The 19,679-nt window shown below is 68.5% G+C and carries 17 protein-coding genes and 2 pseudogenes; 10 read left to right on the forward strand and 9 right to left on the reverse strand.

All coding sequences use genetic code 11. The features are described from left to right. Positions 1-57 precede the first annotated feature (57 nt). Together IG74_RS0138140 and IG74_RS0138145 are read right to left on the reverse strand one after the other, a co-directional pair. Positions 58-288 (reverse strand): hypothetical protein, encoded by a 231-nt coding sequence (locus IG74_RS0138140; protein WP_030686903.1) that lies wholly within the window; start codon positions 286-288, stop codon positions 58-60. Continuing rightward, entirely contained in the window at positions 246-695 is a 450-nt protein-coding gene (locus tag IG74_RS0138145) for a helix-turn-helix domain-containing protein (protein ID WP_051856259.1), read from the reverse strand. The genes IG74_RS0138140 and IG74_RS0138145 overlap by 43 nt, the downstream gene beginning before the upstream one ends. A 155-nt stretch (positions 696-850) precedes the next feature. Here IG74_RS0138145 and IG74_RS0138150 point away from each other — a divergent pair, with 155 nt between their 5' ends. Further along, positions 851-2,344 carry an MFS transporter gene (locus IG74_RS0138150; protein WP_078869420.1) on the forward strand — a complete coding sequence of 498 codons (1,494 nt, stop codon included), beginning with the start codon at positions 851-853 and terminating at the stop codon, positions 2,342-2,344. Between the two features lie 1,050 nt (positions 2,345-3,394). Here IG74_RS0138150 and IG74_RS50095 read toward each other — a convergent pair. Continuing rightward, positions 3,395-3,728, reverse strand: a pseudogene (locus tag IG74_RS50095) (hypothetical protein). 70 nt (positions 3,729-3,798) lie between these two features. Here IG74_RS50095 and IG74_RS0138155 point away from each other — a divergent pair. Both IG74_RS0138155 and IG74_RS0138165 read left to right on the forward strand, forming a co-directional pair. Then, positions 3,799-4,227, forward strand: coding sequence for a hypothetical protein (locus IG74_RS0138155; RefSeq protein ID WP_051856263.1), 429 nt, complete (start codon positions 3,799-3,801; stop codon positions 4,225-4,227). A 596-nt stretch (positions 4,228-4,823) separates the two neighbouring features. Beyond that, a complete protein-coding gene (locus IG74_RS0138165; RefSeq protein ID WP_199818949.1) occupies positions 4,824-5,297 on the forward strand; it encodes a hypothetical protein in 474 nt (157 codons plus the stop codon). 84 nt (positions 5,298-5,381) lie between these two features. Here the strand turns inward: IG74_RS0138165 and IG74_RS54310 are convergent, their stop codons facing one another. Then, a complete protein-coding gene (locus IG74_RS54310; RefSeq protein ID WP_267885632.1) occupies positions 5,382-5,510 on the reverse strand; it encodes a hypothetical protein in 129 nt (42 codons plus the stop codon). Positions 5,511-6,096: 586 nt separating this feature from the next. Between IG74_RS54310 and IG74_RS0138175 the strand changes: the two genes are divergently transcribed. Both IG74_RS0138175 and IG74_RS52420 read left to right on the forward strand, forming a co-directional pair. Beyond that, on the forward strand, positions 6,097-7,086 hold the full coding sequence (locus IG74_RS0138175) for a ParA family protein (RefSeq protein ID WP_051856266.1): 990 nt from the start codon (positions 6,097-6,099) through the stop codon (positions 7,084-7,086). After that, on the forward strand, positions 7,083-7,946 hold the full coding sequence (locus IG74_RS52420) for a hypothetical protein (protein WP_158857941.1): 864 nt from the start codon (positions 7,083-7,085) through the stop codon (positions 7,944-7,946). Before IG74_RS0138175 ends, IG74_RS52420 begins: the two co-directional genes overlap by 4 nt. Positions 7,947-8,659: 713 nt before the next feature. Here the strand turns inward: IG74_RS52420 and IG74_RS48300 are convergent. Next, on the reverse strand, positions 8,660-9,829 hold the full coding sequence (locus IG74_RS48300; RefSeq protein ID WP_051856268.1) for a ParB/RepB/Spo0J family partition protein: 1,170 nt from the start codon (positions 9,827-9,829) through the stop codon (positions 8,660-8,662). Beyond that, positions 9,826-11,073: a ParA family protein gene (locus IG74_RS0138190; RefSeq protein ID WP_030686922.1), complete on the reverse strand. Its 1,248-nt coding sequence runs from the start codon at positions 11,071-11,073 to the stop codon at positions 9,826-9,828. The genes IG74_RS48300 and IG74_RS0138190 overlap by 4 nt, the downstream gene beginning before the upstream one ends. Before the next feature lie 997 nt (positions 11,074-12,070). On the opposite strand from IG74_RS0138190, the pseudogene IG74_RS53760 reads away from it, so the two are divergent. The 4 genes and pseudogenes from IG74_RS53760 to IG74_RS0138210 all read left to right on the forward strand — a co-directional run. Then, positions 12,071-12,477: pseudogene (locus tag IG74_RS53760) on the forward strand (hypothetical protein); the annotation flags it as partial. A 1,197-nt stretch (positions 12,478-13,674) separates the two neighbouring features. Beyond that, a complete protein-coding gene (locus IG74_RS0138200; protein ID WP_030686923.1) occupies positions 13,675-14,787 on the forward strand; it encodes a bifunctional DNA primase/polymerase in 1,113 nt (370 codons plus the stop codon). Continuing rightward, positions 14,784-16,313 (forward strand): DNA primase family protein, encoded by a 1,530-nt coding sequence (locus IG74_RS0138205; RefSeq protein ID WP_030686924.1) that lies wholly within the window; start codon positions 14,784-14,786, stop codon positions 16,311-16,313. Before IG74_RS0138200 ends, IG74_RS0138205 begins: the two co-directional genes overlap by 4 nt. Beyond that, positions 16,310-16,711, forward strand: coding sequence for a DUF6009 family protein (locus tag IG74_RS0138210; protein WP_030686925.1), 402 nt, complete (start codon positions 16,310-16,312; stop codon positions 16,709-16,711). The genes IG74_RS0138205 and IG74_RS0138210 overlap by 4 nt, the downstream gene beginning before the upstream one ends. Before the next feature lie 50 nt (positions 16,712-16,761). Here IG74_RS0138210 and IG74_RS0138215 read toward each other — a convergent pair whose 3' ends face one another. Together IG74_RS0138215 and IG74_RS0138220 are read right to left on the reverse strand one after the other, a co-directional pair. Further along, positions 16,762-16,974 (reverse strand): hypothetical protein, encoded by a 213-nt coding sequence (locus tag IG74_RS0138215; RefSeq protein WP_030686926.1) that lies wholly within the window; start codon positions 16,972-16,974, stop codon positions 16,762-16,764. A gap of 199 nt (positions 16,975-17,173) precedes the next feature. After that, complete coding sequence (locus tag IG74_RS0138220; RefSeq protein ID WP_158857943.1) at positions 17,174-17,713, reverse strand: hypothetical protein; 540 nt, start codon at positions 17,711-17,713, stop codon at positions 17,174-17,176. Positions 17,714-17,923: 210 nt separating this feature from the next. Here IG74_RS0138220 and IG74_RS52425 point away from each other — a divergent pair, with 210 nt between their 5' ends. Then, entirely contained in the window at positions 17,924-18,508 is a 585-nt protein-coding gene (locus IG74_RS52425) for a hypothetical protein (RefSeq protein WP_158857945.1), read from the forward strand. Between the two features lie 844 nt (positions 18,509-19,352). Here the strand turns inward: IG74_RS52425 and IG74_RS52430 are convergent. Continuing rightward, positions 19,353-19,526, reverse strand: a complete 174-nt coding sequence (locus IG74_RS52430) for a hypothetical protein (RefSeq protein ID WP_158857946.1) — start codon at positions 19,524-19,526, stop codon at positions 19,353-19,355. Positions 19,527-19,679 lie beyond the last annotated feature (153 nt).

A 19,679-nucleotide genomic window follows, 5' to 3' on the forward strand; every position in this document is an offset into this window, starting at 1 on the left:
CCTCCATCGCGGACCGCAGCGCGACGCGGGCCAGGTCGACGCCCGACACCTCGCCGCTCATGCCTGCCCCCACGGGGTGAAGCCGAGGTCCAGGTGACCAAGGCCTGCGAGGCGCTGCACGTTCGAAACGAGCGCCCGCGTGAACAGGCGCTGCGCGGAGTGCTCGCCATACCGGTCGATGTGGTCGTGGACGATCTGGTGGTCGTGCGCGGCGCGGGTGCGCCAGTCGAGCACCTGCTCGCGGGTCAGGTCCTCGAGGACCAGCTCCTGGCCGTCATCGACGTCCACGACCTGTCGCGCATGGGGGTGACGACGTGCGCGGGGTAGAGGGTCAGTGAGTCGAGCAGCCTCAGGGTGGTCTCCGGCACCTCCGGTGCTTCGGCGGTGGTGGGGGCCACGAGGTGTGGTGGGCTTCCGGTTCCGAGGCGGTGCAGGTGGCGGCGGGCGTCGTCGTCGAGTCGCAGGGCGGTGGCGAGCGCGTCCAGGACGTCGGGCGAGGGGCGGCGCTGGCGGCCCTGTTCGAGGCGGGTGTAGTACTCGGGGCTGATGCCCGCCAGCGCGGCGACCTCCGCTCTGCGCAGCCCGTTCAGTCGTCGGGTCCTGCTGCGGGGCAGGTCGACGGCTTCCGGAGTCAGCCGTGCCCGGCGCGAGCGCAGGAAGTGGGCCAGGTCGGGCAGTGCTGAGGACGGTGCCATACGCCGATTATCGGCCCGCCCCTGATCGCTGGTGGGGGTGGCCCTGGCGGGGCCACCCCCACCGGTGCCTGCCCGCAGCGGTGTCTCGTGGCAGTTCGTGTTCCGGCCCAGGCTGGCTCCAGACCCGTCCACGCCGTTCTTGTTGGAGCTCGCTCATGTCCGCATGCCCTGGGGAAGCACTGTCGCCTCCCTCCTCGTCCTCGTCCCGGTCGGCGTCCGCTGCCCCTGGGACAGTCGACTTCCCCTGCGGACCTGGCATCGCCGCCGTACCGGTACGGGTCCGGTACACGCCCCTGGCAGTGCTGAGCGCGGCGGCGGGCCTGGATGCCGGCGGTGTCGCCGTGCTCAACAGCGCCTTGCCCTCGATGGGCACACACTTCGGTACCTCGGCGCAGAACCTGTCCTGGGCGGTGACCGGGTACGCGCTCGCGTTCGCCGGTCTGCTGCTGCTCGGCGGGGCGCTGGCGGACCGGCTGCGCCGCCGGCGCGTGCTCGTCTGGGGTCTGGGAACGGTGGTGGCGGGCGCGGTGCTCGCGTTCGTGGCACCCGTCTTCTGGATGGTCGTGGCGGGACGCGTCCTGCAGGGGGCGGGCGCGGCGGTCACCATGCCCGCGGCTACGGCCCTGTTGACCTCGGTGTATCCCAGCGGTCCGATGCGCTCGCGCGCCCTGGGTGTGTTCTCTGCGGCGCAGGCGGGCTGTTATGGGGCCGGGCTGGTACTCGGTGGCCTGATCACCAGTGCTGTCGGATGGCGCTGGGTGTTCGCCGGGCAGGCCCTGGCGGCCGTGCTCACCATCGTGGCCGCGGTGCGGTGGCTGCCGCCGGGAACGCGGCGTCACGGGGCCCGTCTGGACAGGACGGGCACCGGTGCGCTGGCGACGGCCATCGTCTTGATCGTCCTGGGCGCCGACATGGCGTCCCGGCCCGGGGGCGGCCCGGGGGCTGGTGTGCTGCTCACGGCCGCCGCCGTCAGCGGATACCTGTGGTCACGCCGCGGCCACTCCCCCGGCGGAGACGCGGTGGTACTGGACCGGAGTCTGCTGCGCCTGTCCGGCGTACGGACCGCGACGGCGGTGGCAGGCGCGTTCTACTTCTGCGTGACCGGGACGCTGTTCCTGCTGCCCCTCTATCTCCAGCAGGTACGCGGAATGTCCCCGGCCTCTTCCGGTCTCGCGATCCTTCCCGTCAGCCTGGCCGTCGCCATGGCCGCGCTGGTCTCCGGTCGGCTGATGAAAACGTACGGACCGCGGCCGCTCCTGGCATCGGGGATCGTGCTCACTGCTGGCGGCGTGCTGCTGTGGTGCACCGTCGGCGCACACAGCCCTTACGCGGGAGCGGTCCTGGCCGGGCTGATCGTCACCGGCATCGGCCAAGGCCTGGCCTTTCCGGCGCTCACTGCCACCGGTCTGCGCGATGTCCCGGGCCATGCTCATGGCACCGCCTCGGCCCTCACGACCACCGCCTTGCAGCTCGGCAGTGCCATCGGCCCGACCGTCCTGGCCGGAGCCGGCCAAGCCGCGGGGGCCGGGGAGCGCGACGCGCTGTCGCTGTCCGGATTCCACTTCGCCTTCGCGACGGCAGCCAGCCTCCTGCTCCTCGTCGGGCTGTCGGCTACAGCGCGCCTCAGCAAGGGGACGCAGTCGGGGTGAGTCCCAACAGAAAGCCTGACCGGGGCCCGATGTCGAAGACGCGAGGGCACGGCCGTCGGGCTCCCGGGGAAGTCCCGGGTGCCCGAATGTGGAACATGGAAGGTGCTGACTGCCTGTCAGCGAAGGTGCCGTTCTGCTGCGCTGCTCGGACGGGGGATGTTGAACGGCATGCCCCATAGTTCGTCGCCCTTCTCGTCGCACTCCTCCCCCGGCTTCGGGCTCAGCCTCCGGCAGGCAACGGAGCGAATGCCCTCGTTCTTACGGCGGTAGTCAAGTGAGGCATTGCCATCGGCGCTCTGGTGCAGTCGCGTCAGCGTTTGAGGGTCAGCCTCGTGTCCAGAGCGCCCGGCATCTGAACCCCTGGGAAGCCTCCGAACGGCTGTGTGGCTGTTGGGTGGCGTCCCACACGTGCCTCGCGTAGCCCGGGTAGTCCTTGTAGTCGACGAGTAGTCGACGAACCACTTCAAGGGCGTGTTGTCCCATATACAGCCGACGCTGCACGCCATGTAGAACGCCCCGTCGCAGCGGAGCGTTTCAGACTGCTCGATCTATCCGAGTACACCGTCGAGCGTCGCCGTGATGGAGCGAAAGGAGACTCCGTCGCCGCGCAGCAACTTCTTGGCCCTGGCATCCCTGGTCGGATTCCCTTCGCCCGGCTCGGCGGCGGCACGGCATGCCTTCAGCTTCCACGGGTTGTTGTCGTCCCGCTCTACGGGACCGTCGTCCGCTGCGGTCCCCGGCTCCTGAGCTCGTAGCGACGTGATGACGACTGGCCTCACCCCTCCGCTGCTCGCAAGCCCCGGAGCCGGAGCCGGAGCCGCCGCGACAAGGCCGGTTGCGGCGGTGACCAGGGCGAGTAGGCCAAGGAGGCTGCTGCGTAAGCGTCTATGCATTCCCGGTCGGGACCGTCCCCAAGGTGCCTGGGAGACCTGACAAGAACTTGGAGAGAACCTTGAACTCACAGGACAGCGACCGGATGTTCGCCACGCACTGGCGACCCGTCGGCAGCGACATCGTCCCGTCCTCTACGCAACCCAACCCTCGGCCTCTTCAGATGACCTGCGGGGCTATGAGGAGGACGACTCGATCGCTCCCAACATCGAAGCCAAGTACCGGATGACCGAAGTCGCCTGCCGGATCCACCAGGACCGGCTTGCCCAGCCGTCGCCCGAGCTCACGCAGGAAGCCACAGAACACATCAAGCCGCTCCTGGCCCTGCGACTGGCGCAGGTCGACATCGCCGCCTGCCAATCCTGTACCGAAGAATCCGGCACCCGTACGTCCGGCAGCCCCCCATCAAGTCCGCATCGAAGAAGCAGCGCACGTCCTCCCACAGCATCAGCCACCCGGCACCCGGCCGTGCTGCCCGTCCTGCCGGGTCCATGCCGGGCCATGACCTGTTGCGAAGTCGCGCGTGTGAGTGCTGATACGAGCGGCTGCTACCGTCCGGAGCCATGACCGACGGTGTGTATGTGGGAAATGCTGGCAAGGACGCGGCACTGGACCGGGGGTGGCTGCTGGGACATTTCAAGGATGCCTCCGACCCTCGGCACAGCGAGGCCGTAGAGATCAAATGGGGTGTCCATTCCCCCGGCGATGAGCGGGCTCAGTGGGTGACCGGCGAAGAACGGACCGCCTTGCTCGTTCTCATCAGCGGGCGCTTCCGTGTGGAACTGCCCGGGCGCAGTGTGCTTCTGACCCAGCAAGGGGACTACGTCGTCTGGGGTCGCGGTGTCGATCATTCCTGGTGCGCGGAGGAGGAGTCCGTGGTGCTCACGGTCCGCTGGCCCTCTGTCTCCGGCTACAAAGTGATCGATGAGGCCGGATCCGCCACTGACCACCTCCCTTCGTACGGGACCTCGTCCGGCACGGTGGCCTCGTAGCGAACGGCCTCCGCCGAGGCGGGCCAGCGGCACTTCCTCTCGCCGACCTCATCGGCTGCCCAAGGCACCAGCCCGGTGTCCTGCCCCGCCCTGGCCACTCCCCCACCAACCGTTGCTCCTCATCTGCGCGGCCCAACTGACTACCTGCTGTGCTGCTGGATCACGTTCGGCGGATCCTCCGCTGTGATCGCCCACGCGGGGCACGGCACCTCCCGCTTGTGGCTCGCGTCCGGCTGCAGGTGCGGCGAGCTTTACCGCGGTAAAGCTCGAAGAAGGACCAGGGCGTCCGGCCTGCTTACGCCGTCCAAGTTTCGTCTGACGTCGAGAGTCAGCCTTGGCCATGCTCGCTCTTGCTGACACACGGGCCTGGTCTGCCCTCTGCGGCCCTCGTACGGGTCAGCACCTGCCTCACTCAACCTGGACGACCGCTACCGCCGATGAATCCGAATGACATCGAAGGTGCTGCTGTCCTAGCGTTTCGCCATGATCTCCCCTGCCGGCGCCAGCGACGAGAATCCCGGCGGCGTGACCATCAGCTCCCTGGACAACGCGGCTCTGGCAGCCGAGATCCAGCACCTCTTCGCCGAGGAGTCGCAGTGACTTCCGGCCTGCGCATCACCTGGGCCTTGGGAGCACATGGGTGGGCTGACTGCACTGTTGAGGACGAGCGGGCGAAAGCAGAGCTCACCGCGTCCTACATCAGCAATGCGCCCGAGGAGTTCCTGACTGCGGTGACCCGGCTCGTCGGCGGCGAGACGGAGACCCGCGCGCAGTTCGAAGCGGAGCCGACGGCCTACCGCTGGATCTTCTACGGCGAAGGCGAGGACGGCTGGGTCCGCGTTCTGGAACTGCGTCATGGCAGCGACCACGACAACAAGGGCACCGAGATCTGGTCGGCTCAGCTCCCCATCGACACGATCGCCCGAGCCGTGATCCTCTGCTTCGACGAGGTGGCTCGGTCCTACGGAGAGAGCAGCTACCGCAGCAAGTGGGGCGAGCACTTCCCTCGAACCGAGCTCGAAGCCCTCAGACGCCTCCGGCGCGCTCACCGCCGCAGCGATGGCACCTAAACCCTCAGGAGGCCGCAGTTCAGGTCACCACCTGGCGATGGCCTACTTCCACTGAGACGAGACGGTTCCCCTGGGGCAGGGACCTCAGCGGCAGAGTTCCATGACCCTGTCGTCGAAGTCGGGGAACGCTCGTGCCGCCTGCTCGATCACGGCGACTGCGGGCAACCGGCAGTCAGGTGCGAACCTCTCGGCGATGGCCGTCAGCTCTCCCACACACCTACGGTCAGCGATGGATCCATCATCAGCTGATGCGGCGCCTCATCGGGGACGTCACGGCGGTCGTGCCGACTCCCCCTCGACAGAGCCACCGCTTTACCGCGGTAAAGCTCCCTGCCCCACGAAGGTCCGTGGCCGGTCCTGACAACAGGCCATGTTCCGTCCCCGACGAACTCCGGAGGCTCTGAGCAGCACCGCTCACAGCAAGAGGGAACATGCCACTCCCCCGGGCTCCACACTCCCCTGGTCCCGCCGCACCCAAGGTGCCCCTGTCGCGCAGGCAGCACTGAGACAAGCAGCGAAGCCTCATGCCACCAGCCTTCTCAGGACAGCGGCGAGCAACTCGGTCGTAGTAGCTAGCGCGCTAGCTACTACACGAACGACCGGGCTAGGCATCGTGCTAGAGCCCGCGCTAGCCGTCGTGCACGCATCCACGCCCCACGATTCGCCCCCCGCTGCGTCCAGCCAGGTGAACGGACAGCAGCAGTAGGCGACAGGGCTGTGTGTCGCACTGGACGTGGCCGCCATGAGGCATAACGTCGATCATCACATGATGTCCAAAATGTGACGGGATGTGATGTCAGTGGCCCTGCGCACCGTGAAGCTCGGCGTCGTGGACCTCAAGCATGTGAAAGCCGTGCTCCGCCGCCGACTGCAACTGATGAGCGAGGGCGTCCACGACCGCAAGGTCATCGTCATCGTGAACGGCAAGGGCGGGGTCGGGAAGAGCAGTCTGGCCGCAGCTCTCTCCGCGGCGCTGTCCAAGACCGGCCTGAAGGTCCTCCTCGTCGAGATGGACGAACAGGGCAACCAGGACGAGGACCTCGGTACGGCCGCCAGCGGGCTCGCCGACGACGGTCACGCCCAGGCCGCGGCTCTCCTCGAAGGCAAGCCCTTCGAGCCGGTCGGAGAGGCGCGCCCCAATCTCTCCGTCATCCCCGGCGGCCCCGCGCTGCAGGACGTGATCGAGGAGCTGTACTGCCAGCGGCGGGTGGCCGTGAACAGCGGCGCGCCCGAGGACCAGTTCGCCTGGATGGGCATGTACGCCGCCGCCATCGACCCCGTCCGACACCTCTACGACGTGATCATCCTCGATGTCGCGCCCGGCTCCGAACCTCTGCAGTTGCAGGCCCTCGTAGCCGGCGACATGACTCTGGTACCCACCCGCTCCGATCCATCCTCACGCAAGGGACTACGCACTGTCGCCCGGCGCTTCGCTCAGGCCCGGCAACTGAACCCCCTGCTGCGCCTGCTAGGGGTCGTGATCTTCGCGACCGCGTCTGCGGCCACCCGCGTCCAGAAGAAGATCAAGAATCAGTTGGCTGAGGATCTCAACGGCGCGGCCCCAGTCATGGACCAGACGATCCGCCACGTGGAGGCGGCCGCTGTGGCCTGCCGTACTCACGGTGCCGTGCCGCAGGAACTGGCCGTCGACACCGCCGCCGACCTCGACCCCGCCGTCCGGCGCTCCCTGCGTGCGCTAGCCGGTGACTACCGCTCCTTGGCCCTGGAGGTTCTGCAGGCCAAGGCGGCGCTGGACCAGGAGACGACTCAGCAGAAGGGCGCGGCATGACCAAGCGGACCGCAGCCACCAAAGCAACCGCGGCCAAGCCCAGCAAGGCAGCCGCCGCCAAGAAGACGAAGACCGATGAGCGCACCCAGAACGGTGGCCTGAAGAAGGACTCGGCACTCGACGCCTTCAGCCTCGACAGCGGCGCCGCTCTGGCTGCCTTCGGACCACGCGCACCGCAGCCCGCCGCCGCGCCGGAGCCGGCCCCCGAGCCCGATGACGCCCCCGCGGAGCCGGCCACCAAGGAGGAAACCGGGGGAGTAGAGGTAGGGGAGGTATCAGCCCCCGTACCGTCTCCCGCTGCTGAGGCTACGCCGCTCGCCTCACCCGTGGCGCAGCGCACTGTGGCACCTGTCGTACCTCCGGCCAGCCCGGCGGCCCCGGTCGGGCCGCATGAGGTGGTGGTGCCGCACCTGCCCGAGATGCACACGGCGAACTCGCCGGGCCAGTGCACGGTCATGGTGCACAGCGAGGTGCGCAAGCGGTTCCTGAACTACCAGACCGCGACGAAAGTCCAGACCGGGGTGGAGCCGACCAACGCGGTCGTCGTGAAGCGAGCCTTCCTGCACGCCAAGAAGCACGACCTCTGGACGTCGCTGCGCGAGCAGGTCCGCCACCGTCAGCAGCCGGTCAGCCCGGAGGACGATGACCCTGACGGCCTGTTCGAGGAGGTGCCGACGCGACGCGTGGACCGCTGCGGCACCAAGCACGGAGTGCAGCAGAGCTTCCGGCCCACGCCCCGCGAGCTCACGGTCTACGACACCTACGCCAGCACGTACGGGTTCGACAACCGCAGCGAGTTCCTGGACGCCGTCCTGGACGGGTTCCTGCCCCCGCTTCCCGCCAAGCGGCCCCCGCGCTAGAACTGCCACAAGCGTGCACCCGTACACCGGCTGTTCTCGTGGGTGGGCTTTACCGCGGTAAAGCCCACCCACGAGAAGGGGCATCGGTGTCTGAGCCTGCCAGGAGATCCGTGGGTTCCACCGACTCGTCTGAAAACCCTCCAGTGACACGTCACCTCGCGGTGATCGGCTGACATCATCCGGGGATGCCGTTACCGATATCCGGGTCCTGGATCCGCATCGAGCGATGGCTGGCCCTTCACGCCCCGGGGACGTTCGCCGGTCTCGCACCCCCAGCGGACCCTGCGGTGATCACCGAGGCTGAAGGGATCACCGGCCTGTCCTTTCCCGAGCCGTTGAGGGAGTCGTTGCTGCGGCACAACGGCACTCATGGAAGCGACAGCTACCTCACTGGAGACCGGCAAGCCTCTGGATACGTACTTCCCCGTCACAGACGAGGAAGGTGATCTGGACTGGGCAAGCACCGAGGACTAGAGGTCGGCTCTGAGCCCTGGGTAAGAGTCCGCTCTCGGTACGCAGTCAGGGGCGCGACCTAGCCGGGAGGACGACGGTGCCCAGGCTGCCTGCCCCGGAGCACGCAGCACAAAGGTCCGGCTCCTGAAACGGAGAACCGTTGCAGGAGCCGGACCTTGGCCCACGTCGTGGAATTCGAGGAGCGGTGCCCGAGCGCCGAGCCGCACAGGCGGCGGAGCGAGGGAGACCGGGGGAGGGGTCTACTCCTTGTCGTCCTCAGCGGCCTGGAGCAGCCAGACCAGGCGGTCTCGGTTCTCCTTGGACATGTGCTTGCGCAGCTGGTGGTCGAACCACAGCGGGTCGCCCCACGGCAGTTGAGGGACCTCGGCGGGCTGCGGCATCGCCCGAGTGGCAGGCGAGGGGGAAGGGGAGGGAGCCGCGATTGGGGCAGCTTCGGCGGGCTGCTCCTGCGTCACCTGAGCGGGTACGGCGGCCTCGACGATCGCCTCGGCTTCCGTGTCGTGGACTCGGGCGGGCTTTACCGCGGTAAAGCCCGGGGAGTCAGTCGGCTCTGGCGCTTCGACAGGCGTCTCGTCCTTTACCGCGGTAAAGCTCTCCGTCGGCTGGGCAGGTGCGGCAGTCGGCTGGGCCTCGATGCTGGGCTCGGGCATCGACGGGCGGGGCGGCCGCGGCTGCGCCTTCTCTTCCTGACGCTGCGTATCCCGCCGCTGCCAGGCGGCCAGTTGCTCATCCGCGGGCAGCTTCGCCAGGGTCCGGGTCTCCCGCACCGGCAGATCGCCGGAGCTCACCAGCTGCTGGAGCTCGGGGACGAGATCGAGCAGATAGATCTGCTGAGTGACCCAGCCCGCTGACTTGCCGTAGTACTCGGCGACCTTCGCCTTGCCGCCGAGCTCTTCGACCATGGTCTGGATGCCGAGTGCTCGCTCGATCGGATCGAGGTCCTCGCGGTCGTCGTTCTCGGAGAAGACCGCGTCGAGGAAGTCGGCGCGTGACTTGGCGACCTCGTCATCGACGACGACATCGAGGGTCGGAAGGCCTGCGGCCTTGGAGCCTCGGAAGCGCCGTTCGCCGTTGGCCAGGACGTAGTGGGCAGCTCCTACGTTGTCTGCCTCGTCCGGCCACAACGCCAGATAGGCATCGCGGGTGACGGCGACGGCGGGCTGCAGCTGCTTCTTGGCCAGCCGCTGTCCGAACTCGCGCAGGTCCTGCTCGTTGCCGAAGTTGCGGCGCGGGTTGAACCGCGTGGGCACCAACTGGCCCAGCGGCAGGGTGCGCAGACGGCTGTCCGGGGCACCTGTGGTCGGCGCCCCGGTGGTGGCGGCGACGGCCTGGCGGCGCGCGCTGACGCCTCCGCGTGTCCTGCCGAAAGACGCTCCGGTCCCCAGCTGGTCGGCTACGCGGCTGCTCATGAAATCTCCCTGGCAAGTGCGCGGAAGGTGGCCGCCTGCTCGCCGCGGGGGGCGAAGGACAACAAGGGCTGCTTGAGCCGGACGGCCTTGCGCTGGTCTGTCAGATCACCGATGACGGCGACCACCTTTGGATCCTTTATGTCGATCCAGGCCTCGAGCGACGAGGTGGCGATGAAGCCTCGGCGGGGGTCGTACAGGTTGACGACGATGCCGAGGTAGTCGATCTCCACGCCCATGTCGTTGCGGAGGTCCTCGATCTGGGTGATGAGGAGGTCGTAGGCGTCGGCGCTGCTGTCCTCGGCCTGGACCACGATGAGCGGGCCGGAGCTGCCTGCGGTCTCCTCGTCGCGACGGCGGCCGTAGTAGATCGCGGCGTCCATGCTGAGGCCGAGGCTCGGCGGGCAGTCCACGATGATCTCGTCGTAGAGCGGTTCCAGGGGAGCCAGTGCCCGCTCGAGCGCAGCCTCCCGGAAGCGGACCTTGGATAGGGCCACGTCGAGGAGGAAGCCGTCCTGGCAGCCGGGGAGGAGGTCCAGGCGGCCTCCGTACCGGTCGTCGGCGATGGGCACGATCAGGTCGCGGATGTCGCCCTTGGCCTCGCCGGACATGTACTTGCTCAGGCTGTCGACGTCCGGGTCCATCGGGATCTCGTCCTGGCCCAGCTGCTTGGTGAGGTGCCGCTGCGGGTCGAAGTCGACGAGCAGGGTGCGTCGTCCGAGGCCGGGGAGGTCCTCGACGTCCAGCGGATCGTCCTGGTCGGTTCCTTCGAGCTGGGCGGCGAAGTGCCGGGAGATCCGTACCGGATGCAGGGCTTCGGAGGTCTCGGCGAAGGCCTCGCCGACGCCGGCGGTGACGGCGGTCTTGCCGACGCCGCCCTTCTGGTTGCAGACGATGCGGCGGCGCGGGTGCTTGGCGCGCTGGACGCTGGGGGCCGGATTCTTCTCCAACCACAGCTGGACCGACTGGGCCAGACCTTGTGTCAGGGAGACGCGCCGGTCGGTGACGGTCTGGCGGAAGTTGTCCCACTGGCCGTGGGGGAGGAAGGTGGAGAAGGAGTCAGCTCCGGCGGTGTCGACGGCGCTGGGGCTGGCGGCAAGCGCCATCCAGTCGTTGATGCCCTGCTCTACGGCGGCCTGGATCTCGATGCCGTGCTGGGCTGCTCGGATCTTCAGGTTCTGCCGGAGCCATCCCGGCAGTTTGGATACGACCTTCTCGCGGTCGTTCGAGGTGGCTGGAGAACTCATAGGGGCTACCTTACTAACGTCGAACATCAATCATTGCCACGACACGTTAGAAAGTCTCTTGTGTGGGCGGGTTGGGCGGGTTCATGCGGGATCCCTCGCGGGACAGCCCGTCCGGGGAAGCGACGCACACGGGGAGACAGGCCGAGGAGGATCAACGTGGCGTACCGTCAGAACCGCCTCCTCCCAGCTGGTTGAGGAACCGTCGTCCGAACTGACAGCAATCGTCGGTGTCTCGACTCCTCGCTTGGGCCTGGTGAGGTGTGCGAGACGGTCGTGACGATGGAGACCGAAGGCTTCGCGTTCGTAGCGTATCTGCGGCATCGGCGCCCAAGCGGTCCTCAGACCGATACTCGCCGCCAGGGATGCCGCGGACGGCGCTAGGCCGCGAGAAGCCGCCCGTCTTCATTCACACCAGCAAGAGGAGGGAGCGGCCTGCGCTGCCAGCCGTAGCGAAGCGAGCGGAAGGATTGACGTACGGACACACGACCTGGGGAACGGTCCAGCGGTGGCCGCGTCTGTTGTCTGGTCGCGACCGGCGCGGGCTTCTCGCTGACGATCCAGCGGCGGATCGCGGCGTCCAGACCGTCGGCTCAAGATGACGGCCGGAGCCGAGCGAACCCTCAGTCGGCTCATCCCGCATCAGAGCGAGAAACTCACAGAATCCTGATTTTGCGCAAGTCGGGACAAAAGCGACCCTCAGAAAGGGGGCGTAGAGCGCCGTACAGGTAACGGCTGGTATGGCGCGACCTTCCGGCCGGAGTTCGGCGCCCAGAGGGGCGTACAGGCGTTTTTGCGCCTCCTGGAGGGCCTGGAAGGGGCGGTGGCTACGCCTGGGAAGCTGATGTGCCGGAGCAGCCGATCTGCTCTTGGGTACTTGAGTCGGCCCGGCGGAGTGCACGGGTTGGCGCCCGGCTGGGACTGCTCGCGGTAGATGACACCTGCTTGCGGCGGCTGACACCCGGAGCGAAATCGAGCCCCGTCTCTAAACTCGGGCACCATGACGGCCGCCGCTGATGTATCGCCCATCCCAGTCGCGCCTGCCGGTCTCAGCGACCGGGCCAAAAGGTTCGTTGAGGCGGGCGGCATTCGTATTCCTCGGCAGGGCGCCGGGCGATCGCGACAGGAGTGGATCGAGCACGGGTTCCGGCTTCGGAAATCGACCGGGCCGCCGCCTTCCAGGATCGCTGGGGCGGTCTTGCCCTGCCGCCTGCCCCGTTCTACGAAGGCGGTCCGCGCATCCTGGAAGCCGACTGCCCCGAGGGCTCGGCCGCTGAGGGCTGGTTGATTCCGGCCGGAGAATGTCGGGTGTCCATGGCCTACGGATTCATGATCGGCCCCGACGGCGCCTTCGGGATCGATGCCTGCCGCTGGACGCCACTCCTGAGTCGGGCCTCTCTGGAAGGCAGGACGACGCAAGACCTGCGGTCGGCGGGCTGCCGGGGGAGGCCCTGTCAAGGCGGTGTTGGGCAAGAGCCCACCAGCGAGGCCTTCATCCCTGCACCGCCCTCAGCTGACCACTCGGTTCGAGCTCTTACCTGGCGAGTGGGGGAGTGACCTGCCTCAGAGGAAGGGACGCGAGTGTACTCCGGGAGGAGTCGAGCCACGAGTGCCCGTCGTGGACTCGAACACGCCCGGGGCAAACCTCGGGCAGACCTTCGTGGTCGTCCAGACCGGGAAGCAAGAGACGGCTCCCTGGAGGGCCTGACCCCAACTCTCCGCCTCCTCCAGTAGCCAGGCGTTCTGCTCACTGCCGTCTAAAACCAGCCATCCGCGGACTGCCAGCCCAGGCAGGGGCGCCCGGATTCCCGGGGAACTCGGGCGAACAGTCGTACGTTTCATGTGAGGGTTCTCCGACCAGACCTTTCACCTCAACGGGGACGTCCCAGGCAGGGCCATGCACTGCTGGGCAGCGTGAACGGAGTCTTCCCACGCTGGTTCTCGTCCTCCTGAGCAGGAGAAACAGGCCAGGCCCACGTTCCGGTGCCGAAACCAGAACCAGGATCGAGGGCTCACCACTGGCACGGGCCGAGAGGCGACCCTCCGACCGGGAGCCGACACTCCAAGCACAGGACAGGCGCGCCGGGGGCAGCTTCAGCGGGCAGCGACTGAAACCTGCTGTGGGGGAGCGACGTGTCGGAGGTTCAGTCGCTTCGGTCGCTTGAGTCGCTGGCCCCAGAGGCCCCTGGAACCCTCAGCGACTGAAGCCAAGCGACCCAGCGACTGAACAGTCGCTGGGTCTCACACGGGTAAACCTGCAGGTCAGAGGCGCGAGGGTAGAGAGTTAGCGACTGAAGCGACTCAAGTTCCCCATATATGAAGAGCTAGCGTGCGCGTGTGTGCGTCATATATAGGAAGCTTCAGTCGCTTCAGTCGCTTTTTGATCTCTGGTTCTGTCCTGACCTGGGGTTTCAAGAAGCTACTGTGGAAGCGACCAAACGGCCTTGAGTCGCTGGACTCCCCGTTCAGTCGCTGATCCGCCCGGTCGGGCCTCATCGTGGACACGGATATCGCCTCTTCCGCACGTGCTCCACAACCTCAGGCTCAACGTTCGCTAATCTGTGTCCATCATTGAGTCGCTTCGGTCGCTGATAGGGGATGTAGATGCCTGCTGAGCTGCGGTTTCCTCGCAGCGACTCAAGGCAGCCCGCCCTCAAGCCTTCAGTCGCTGAACCACTCGCCGCCGCCCTGTGGTGCGCCCGCCAGGGCTGGCCCGTCCATCCGCTGGCCCCGGGCCGCAAGACCCCGGCCGCCAACTGCCGGGACTGCCGGGACACCAAACACGAGCCGCGCAACTGCCCCTGCCTGCCCGCCGGCCGCTGGTGCCACGGCTTCCACGCCGCCACCCTCGACCAGCAGCGCATCACCCAGTGGTGGCGCGCCCAGCCGGGGTCCGGCATCGGAGTCGCCTGCGGCCCCGCAGGACTGATCGTGCTGGACATCGACGCCCACCCCGCACCGCTCCCGGACCGGGACCGTCTGCTGCCCGGCATCACCATCGACGACCACGTCGACCTCACCGGGATGGCCAACGGCTTCCACACCATCGCCGTCCTGGCCGCGCTGCGGGGCCACCCCAGCCCTGCCAACGACACCAGCACCCTGCGCGTACGGACCCCCTCCGGCGGCCTGCACGTGTGGTACCGCGCCGAGGACTCCCGCCGCTGGCAGTCCTCCGTCGGCTCCACCCCCGGCCGTGCCCTGGCCTGGCAGGTCGACATCCGTGCCCACGGCAGCTACATCATCGCCCCCGGCACCACCACAACGTCGGGCAGCTACACGCCCGTCGGCGACGTACGGCAGCCGACGGCGCTGCCGCAGTGGCTGGCCCAGGAACTGGAGCGCACCGGCCACCTGCCCGCGGCCCACATCCCAGCGCCCCGCCCCGTGCCGCCGAGAGCCCAGCAGGCCGTCCTGGCCGCGGGTGGTGGTCGCGAGCGGACCGCCCGCCTGCTGAACACCGTGCTCGCGCCCGTCGAGGCCTGCGGCCAGGTCGCGGAAGGCGCCGGGTTCACCGACGCCCTCAACCGCGCCGCGTACACCCTCGGCGGGCTCGTCGCGGCCGGACGCCTGACCCAGGACGAGGCCGAACGCGCTCTGAGTGAAACCGCAGCCGCCGCCCGCCCGGGCCAGGAACGCCGAACGGAACAGATCATCCGCAGCGGCCTGTCCGCAGGCCTCAAACGCCCCCTCCACACAAGCGGGGGACGCCCATGACATCGCCCGGCAACGAGACGCTCTTCGACTACGACTCCTTCGACCCCGAAGCCGTCGCAGCGCAGATCCGCAGCCAGCACACCCAGGCCGTGCCCGCCCAGGTCGACGCCACCCGCGCCCCGGCCCCCGGGGAAGCGACCCCGGCCGGGCTGCTGCCCGACACGCTCACCGACCGCGGCAACGCCAAGCTCTTCGTCAAGCTCTACGCCAACGACTACCGGCACGTGCCCGGCATCGGCTGGTACCGCTGGGACACCACCCGCTGGCAGATCGACGAGGACGACACCGTGCTGTGGGCTGCGGGCGACCTCGCCGAGAACATCGCCGCCCAGGACCCACGGGGTCTCTACCCCTCCCACTCCCTGCACAAGCACCGCCGCCGCGCCCTGTCCACCGCGGGCATCAACGCCATGCTCGCGCAGGCCAAATCGGCCCCGGGCATGGTGCTGAACGCCGCGCTGCTGGACGCCGACGCCTACGCCCTGTGCACCCCCGACGGCATTGTCGACCTGCGCACCGGCCTGGTGAGCACCCCGGATCCGAACAAGGACTTCCACTCCCGCTCTACGGCCGTCGGCCCGGCGCACATGCCGACCCCGCGCTGGGACCGCTTCTTGACCGACACCTTCGGTGAGGACGCCGAGGGCAGCGAGATGATCGGGTTCCTGCAGCTGCTGCTGGGCTACTCCGTCACGGGCGATGTCGGCGGCCAGGTCCTGCCCTTCCTGTTCGGCGCGGGCAAGAACGGCAAGTCCGTCCTCCTGGACGTGCTGATGAAGCTCCTGGGCGACTACGCGGACGCGGGCCCGCCCGGCTTCCTGATGGCCCGCCCCTACGAGGGCCACCCCACGGACCTCGCCGAGCTCCACGGCCGCCGGGTCATCGTGTGCTCGGAGATCAAGCCGGGTGACAAGTTCGACGAGGCCCGCGTCAAGCTCCTCACCGGTGGTGACCGGATCAAGGCGCGCCGGATGCGGCAGGACTTCTTCAGCTTCCAGCCGACGCACAAGCTGTGGCTGCTCGGCAACCACCGTCCCGAAGTGGGCACGGGCGGCTTCGCGTTCTGGCGCCGCATGCGGCTGATCCCGTTCGAGCGCGTCGTCTCCGACGACCGCAAGATCGACAACTTGGCCGACATCCTCGTCACCGAGGAAGGCCCCGGCATCCTTAACTGGCTCATCGACGGCGCCCGTCGCTACCTCGGTGGCGAGAAGGACCTCATCGGCCCCGAGCGGGTCCGCATCGCCACCACCGCGTACGCCGAGACCGAAGACCACACCGGGCGCTTCTACGACGAATGCTGCGCCTTGGACCCCGAACTGCGAGCCGAGCAGACCCACCTGTACACCGCGTACAAGACGTGGTGCCAAAATGAAGGGGCACCGGCCATGTCCTCCAGGGCCTTCGCCGCCCGCACCCGCGAGTTGGTCGGCCTGACATCGCCGAAGCAGATGATGACGTCCAACCAGCGCAAGTACTACCCAGGCATCGGACTGCTCGACAGCCAGGAGAGTGAGCGAGCATGAGCTCCCTGATCACCGAGGACGAGATCAGCCACGAAGCCGACCTCGTCTGGCTGGAGGACCTCGACAGCCTCGACTACGTTCGCCAGAGCCTGGACCGGCTGCCCACCCGCCGGGGCAAACCCGCCTACCACCGCGACGGCCGCATGGTCGGCTACGCCCGCCTGGGCGCCAGCGCCAAGCCCTCCCGCTCCTCGGGCACCTTCCGCCGCCGCGTCTTCTGGCTCCTGCCCCACGACCGCGACTCCGCCCCCGACGGGCTGTACGCCACCGGGGCCCCGGCCGAGGCCGTCGACCCCCGCACGCTCGCCGCGGGAGCCAAGGGCTACAAGACCGAACGCTCCGAGGGCGGGCCGCCCTCGACCGCCATGCAGGAGCTTGGGATAACGCGGCCGCTGTAGGCGTCCCAGCCGCGGCCGGGACGCCTACAGGGCCGTCCGCGCTGCCCGCGTCACGTTCCCCACGACGGTCGCCAGGGCAGCTCGAGGGCGCTGAGGCTGGCTTCGACGACGTTCTCGGCGGTGAGTTCGCCGTCGAGCAGGTTCAGTTCTTCCACCACGTCCTGTCGCCCTGCCACGAGCTTGCTGGCGCGCCAGGTCCCTGAGAGAACTGGGCTGGGGCAGGAGATGTTGAGGTAGGTGGTGGCGTCGACCTTCACGACCACCTGGGGGAAGATCCGTTCTCGACCGAGCACGTGATGGGCCGGCCGACGTGGTACCCGCGCTGGCGGGGGACTTCCGCGATGTCCTGGACCAGCTCGGCCAGGCCGCCGTCGACGGTGCGGGCTTCGGAGCTTGCCGGCTCCGGGTGTGACCCTTCACAGGCGACGCCTGGACTCTCCGTTTCCATGCGGGTTCTCGCTCTCACTTTCTCCGGAAATCCAAGGTGACGAGACGGCCGTTGTGCATGCCCAGCGGGGTGCTCGCTGTGATGTCGATCCACCCGGCGCCGTACTTGGGGTGGAAGAAGGGGCGGCTGTCACCGTCCGGGTGCGTGTAGGGTTCGTTGATTCCCTTCCAGATGGGCCGCGCCTCCGGGTCCTGGTTGATGCGCCGGGCCATGTCGAGGAGTACCGGGTTGCGGGGGTAGGCCTTCACCGCGTTCTTCACCTGGTTCAGCCCGGCCGGGGCCCAGATCCGGTGCCAGTCGAGGAGGATGACCGTGCGTGCCCAGGGGGAGAGGCACATCCATTCCATCGGATTCCGTGGCGGCTTGTTGTTCTCGAACACCTCACAGAAGGCCTGGTTGTGCAGCAGCAGGTTCCAGCTGTGGTCGGTGAGGTAGGACATCAGGCGCTGCCCGTTCCCGACGCGGGCGAGGGCTACAACGCCAGGTTCACCGCTGTCACCGACAACGGCCGCCAACTGGCCACCGCGGCAGCCATCGAGCGCCGCCGCCAGCATCCTTCCCAGCGGCGGGGGACCCGTGTGGACAACACCCGCCCGTGCACCCCTTCTGTGATGCCACCTCAGCCCCCTACGACAGAACCGGTACGAGGAGAGAAGAAAGACAGCGCGTCCCGCGAGCACACGATGCCCTCGCCTGCCCGTCTCCAGCGACTGAAGCGACCGAAGCGACCGACGGACTGGACTGCCCATCAGGCCGCGCACGCCATGTGCCAGGCCCGATCCGTCCAACTCCACACCTGGTGGACCCAAGGCTTCTGCTTACGCCAGCTCGCCTTCGCCCTGCGCCCCCTGCTCGCCGCGGGCTGGACCGCCCAGGAGATCACCCGCGAACTGTCCCGCTGGACCGTGCGCCGACGGCCCCGCCACGCCGCCGCCTACCTCACCGCGGAGATCCGCCGCCGCGCCCACACCGGCCACCTCCAGCTGCCCGACGGGCTCATCACCCCTCACCGCAGGCCCCCCGTCTCCACTGGAGACGACGACAACACCCCCCACGGGCCCCGTTACGCAGCCATGCAGGTCCGCAAAGCGGCCACCCACCGCCCCGCCGCCGCCCGCGCTCGCACCCACCTCGCCGAAGTACGACGACAACTGGCTGCCCGCCGAAGCCCTGGCAGCCCACACCCCGCCCCCGCACGACCGGTCCTGGCCGACGCCCGGCCCGCGAACGTGCTGCTCACCCACGAGGAGATCGCTCACCTGCTCCAGCACACCGACCCGGTCATCGCTGGTGAATCGCTGTGGAGCAGGGCGGGAGGAGATCGACCGGTTCCCGGCGCGCCAGGCTGAGGACCAAGTGCTGCCCAGCGCCCGAGTATGTAAGGACTGTCGAGGCGACTTGGTGATGTCTCGCCATGGTGTGCTCCGGTGACACACCGCGTACTGGTGGTGACCGTGCCGGTTCCAGCCGTAGGTGTCATGAACGGGTAGGCATGTCAAAGACGCTGATCATGGACTCGCGCTCGGCGGGCGCGAGCCAGCGTGCCGCCGCCCTGGGGCCCGGCCCGCAGCGGTACCGGCGACAGCCCTCTCTTCCTTGCCCCTGACCCTCTGTAAGGCAGCCGTCTGCGACCACGCGGACCACGATCACCCGCGCGACTCGCTCTTCTGTACGTGCCTGTTCTGCTGGCGGTCAGCGCGTGCTCCGGCGGCAGCGAAACCCCGGTCCGCGGGCCGCACACGGCCGTCAGCGAACAGCAGGCGACGAAGGTGCTGGATGAAGTCGTCGTCCGTGCGGCGAATCTGACCGCCACTCATTTCTGCGGGGGATTCGCCTACCTGCGGCCTGGAGCCGGGGCCCAAACCCCGCGTGCTGCGCTCCGCGGTGGTCCCGGACACCCCGGACTCCGTCGGCGGCAGGGTATTGCAGATCGAAGGCAGGACAGCGGGCGGGCAGCGCTACGACTCGGAGTTCTTCGTCACCGTCCCCGACGGCACCCCACGGGCGTCGACCGCGGTCTACTGGTCGAGAGCCGGACTCGGCGACTCACCGCTCGGCGAGGACGGCACAGTCCTCCCGCAGTCCGAATGCGGGTCCGCGCGGGCAGTTGAGACGCCTCGCCCAGGCGGCACGCGGACTCGCCACGCGGCGTCTCCCAGAGCCCTCGCGCACCGGAGCCGTCCGCCCGCGCGGTCAGTAGCGCCGGGAGTTGTCGACCAGATCCGTCCAGGCAATGCCCATGATCAGCGCGGCGATCGCGATCAACAGCACGCTCAGGGACAGCGCGTAGAAGAGAACGATCCGGGAGAGATCCTTGTGCTCGGCGGCCGTGCGCGCACGGCGCGGGGGCAGGGTCGATTGGCCCATGGCTGCCACCTTCTTCCGTCGGCCGGCCGGAGCGTCACGGCCCGCCCGTCAGGCGCTTCGGCCGGAGGTGCTGCGGCCGGAGGTGCTGAATCCATGATCGCACCGGGATGCTGGCGCCGCCATCCACCCTCTCTCAAGCCGCATGACACTCAA

The sequence above is a fragment of the Streptomyces sp. NRRL B-1347 genome, from assembly GCF_000720325.1.
Taxonomy (GTDB): Bacteria; Actinomycetota; Actinomycetes; order Streptomycetales; family Streptomycetaceae; genus Streptomyces.

Excerpts from the sequence above, each read along its gene's own strand:
- IG74_RS0138210 (WP_030686925.1), top strand. The coding sequence starts at position 16,310 with ATGAGCTCCCTGATCACCGAGGACGAGATCAGCCACGAAGCCGACCTC.
- IG74_RS52430 (WP_158857946.1), bottom strand. The coding sequence starts at position 19,526 with ATGGGCCAATCGACCCTGCCCCCGCGCCGTGCGCGCACGGCCGCCGAG.
- IG74_RS0138150 (WP_078869420.1), top strand. The coding sequence starts at position 851 with ATGTCCGCATGCCCTGGGGAAGCACTGTCGCCTCCCTCCTCGTCCTCG.
- IG74_RS0138220 (WP_158857943.1), bottom strand. The coding sequence starts at position 17,713 with ATGCTGGCGGCGGCGCTCGATGGCTGCCGCGGTGGCCAGTTGGCGGCC.
- IG74_RS0138145 (WP_051856259.1), bottom strand. The coding sequence starts at position 695 with ATGGCACCGTCCTCAGCACTGCCCGACCTGGCCCACTTCCTGCGCTCG.
- IG74_RS0138155 (WP_051856263.1), top strand. The coding sequence starts at position 3,799 with ATGACCGACGGTGTGTATGTGGGAAATGCTGGCAAGGACGCGGCACTG.
- IG74_RS48300 (WP_051856268.1), bottom strand. The coding sequence starts at position 9,829 with ATGAGCAGCCGCGTAGCCGACCAGCTGGGGACCGGAGCGTCTTTCGGC.
- IG74_RS0138205 (WP_030686924.1), top strand. The coding sequence starts at position 14,784 with ATGACATCGCCCGGCAACGAGACGCTCTTCGACTACGACTCCTTCGAC.
- IG74_RS0138200 (WP_030686923.1), top strand. The coding sequence starts at position 13,675 with ATGCCTGCTGAGCTGCGGTTTCCTCGCAGCGACTCAAGGCAGCCCGCC.
- IG74_RS0138190 (WP_030686922.1), bottom strand. The coding sequence starts at position 11,073 with ATGAGTTCTCCAGCCACCTCGAACGACCGCGAGAAGGTCGTATCCAAA.
- IG74_RS52425 (WP_158857945.1), top strand. The coding sequence starts at position 17,924 with ATGTGCCAGGCCCGATCCGTCCAACTCCACACCTGGTGGACCCAAGGC.
- IG74_RS52420 (WP_158857941.1), top strand. The coding sequence starts at position 7,083 with ATGACCAAGCGGACCGCAGCCACCAAAGCAACCGCGGCCAAGCCCAGC.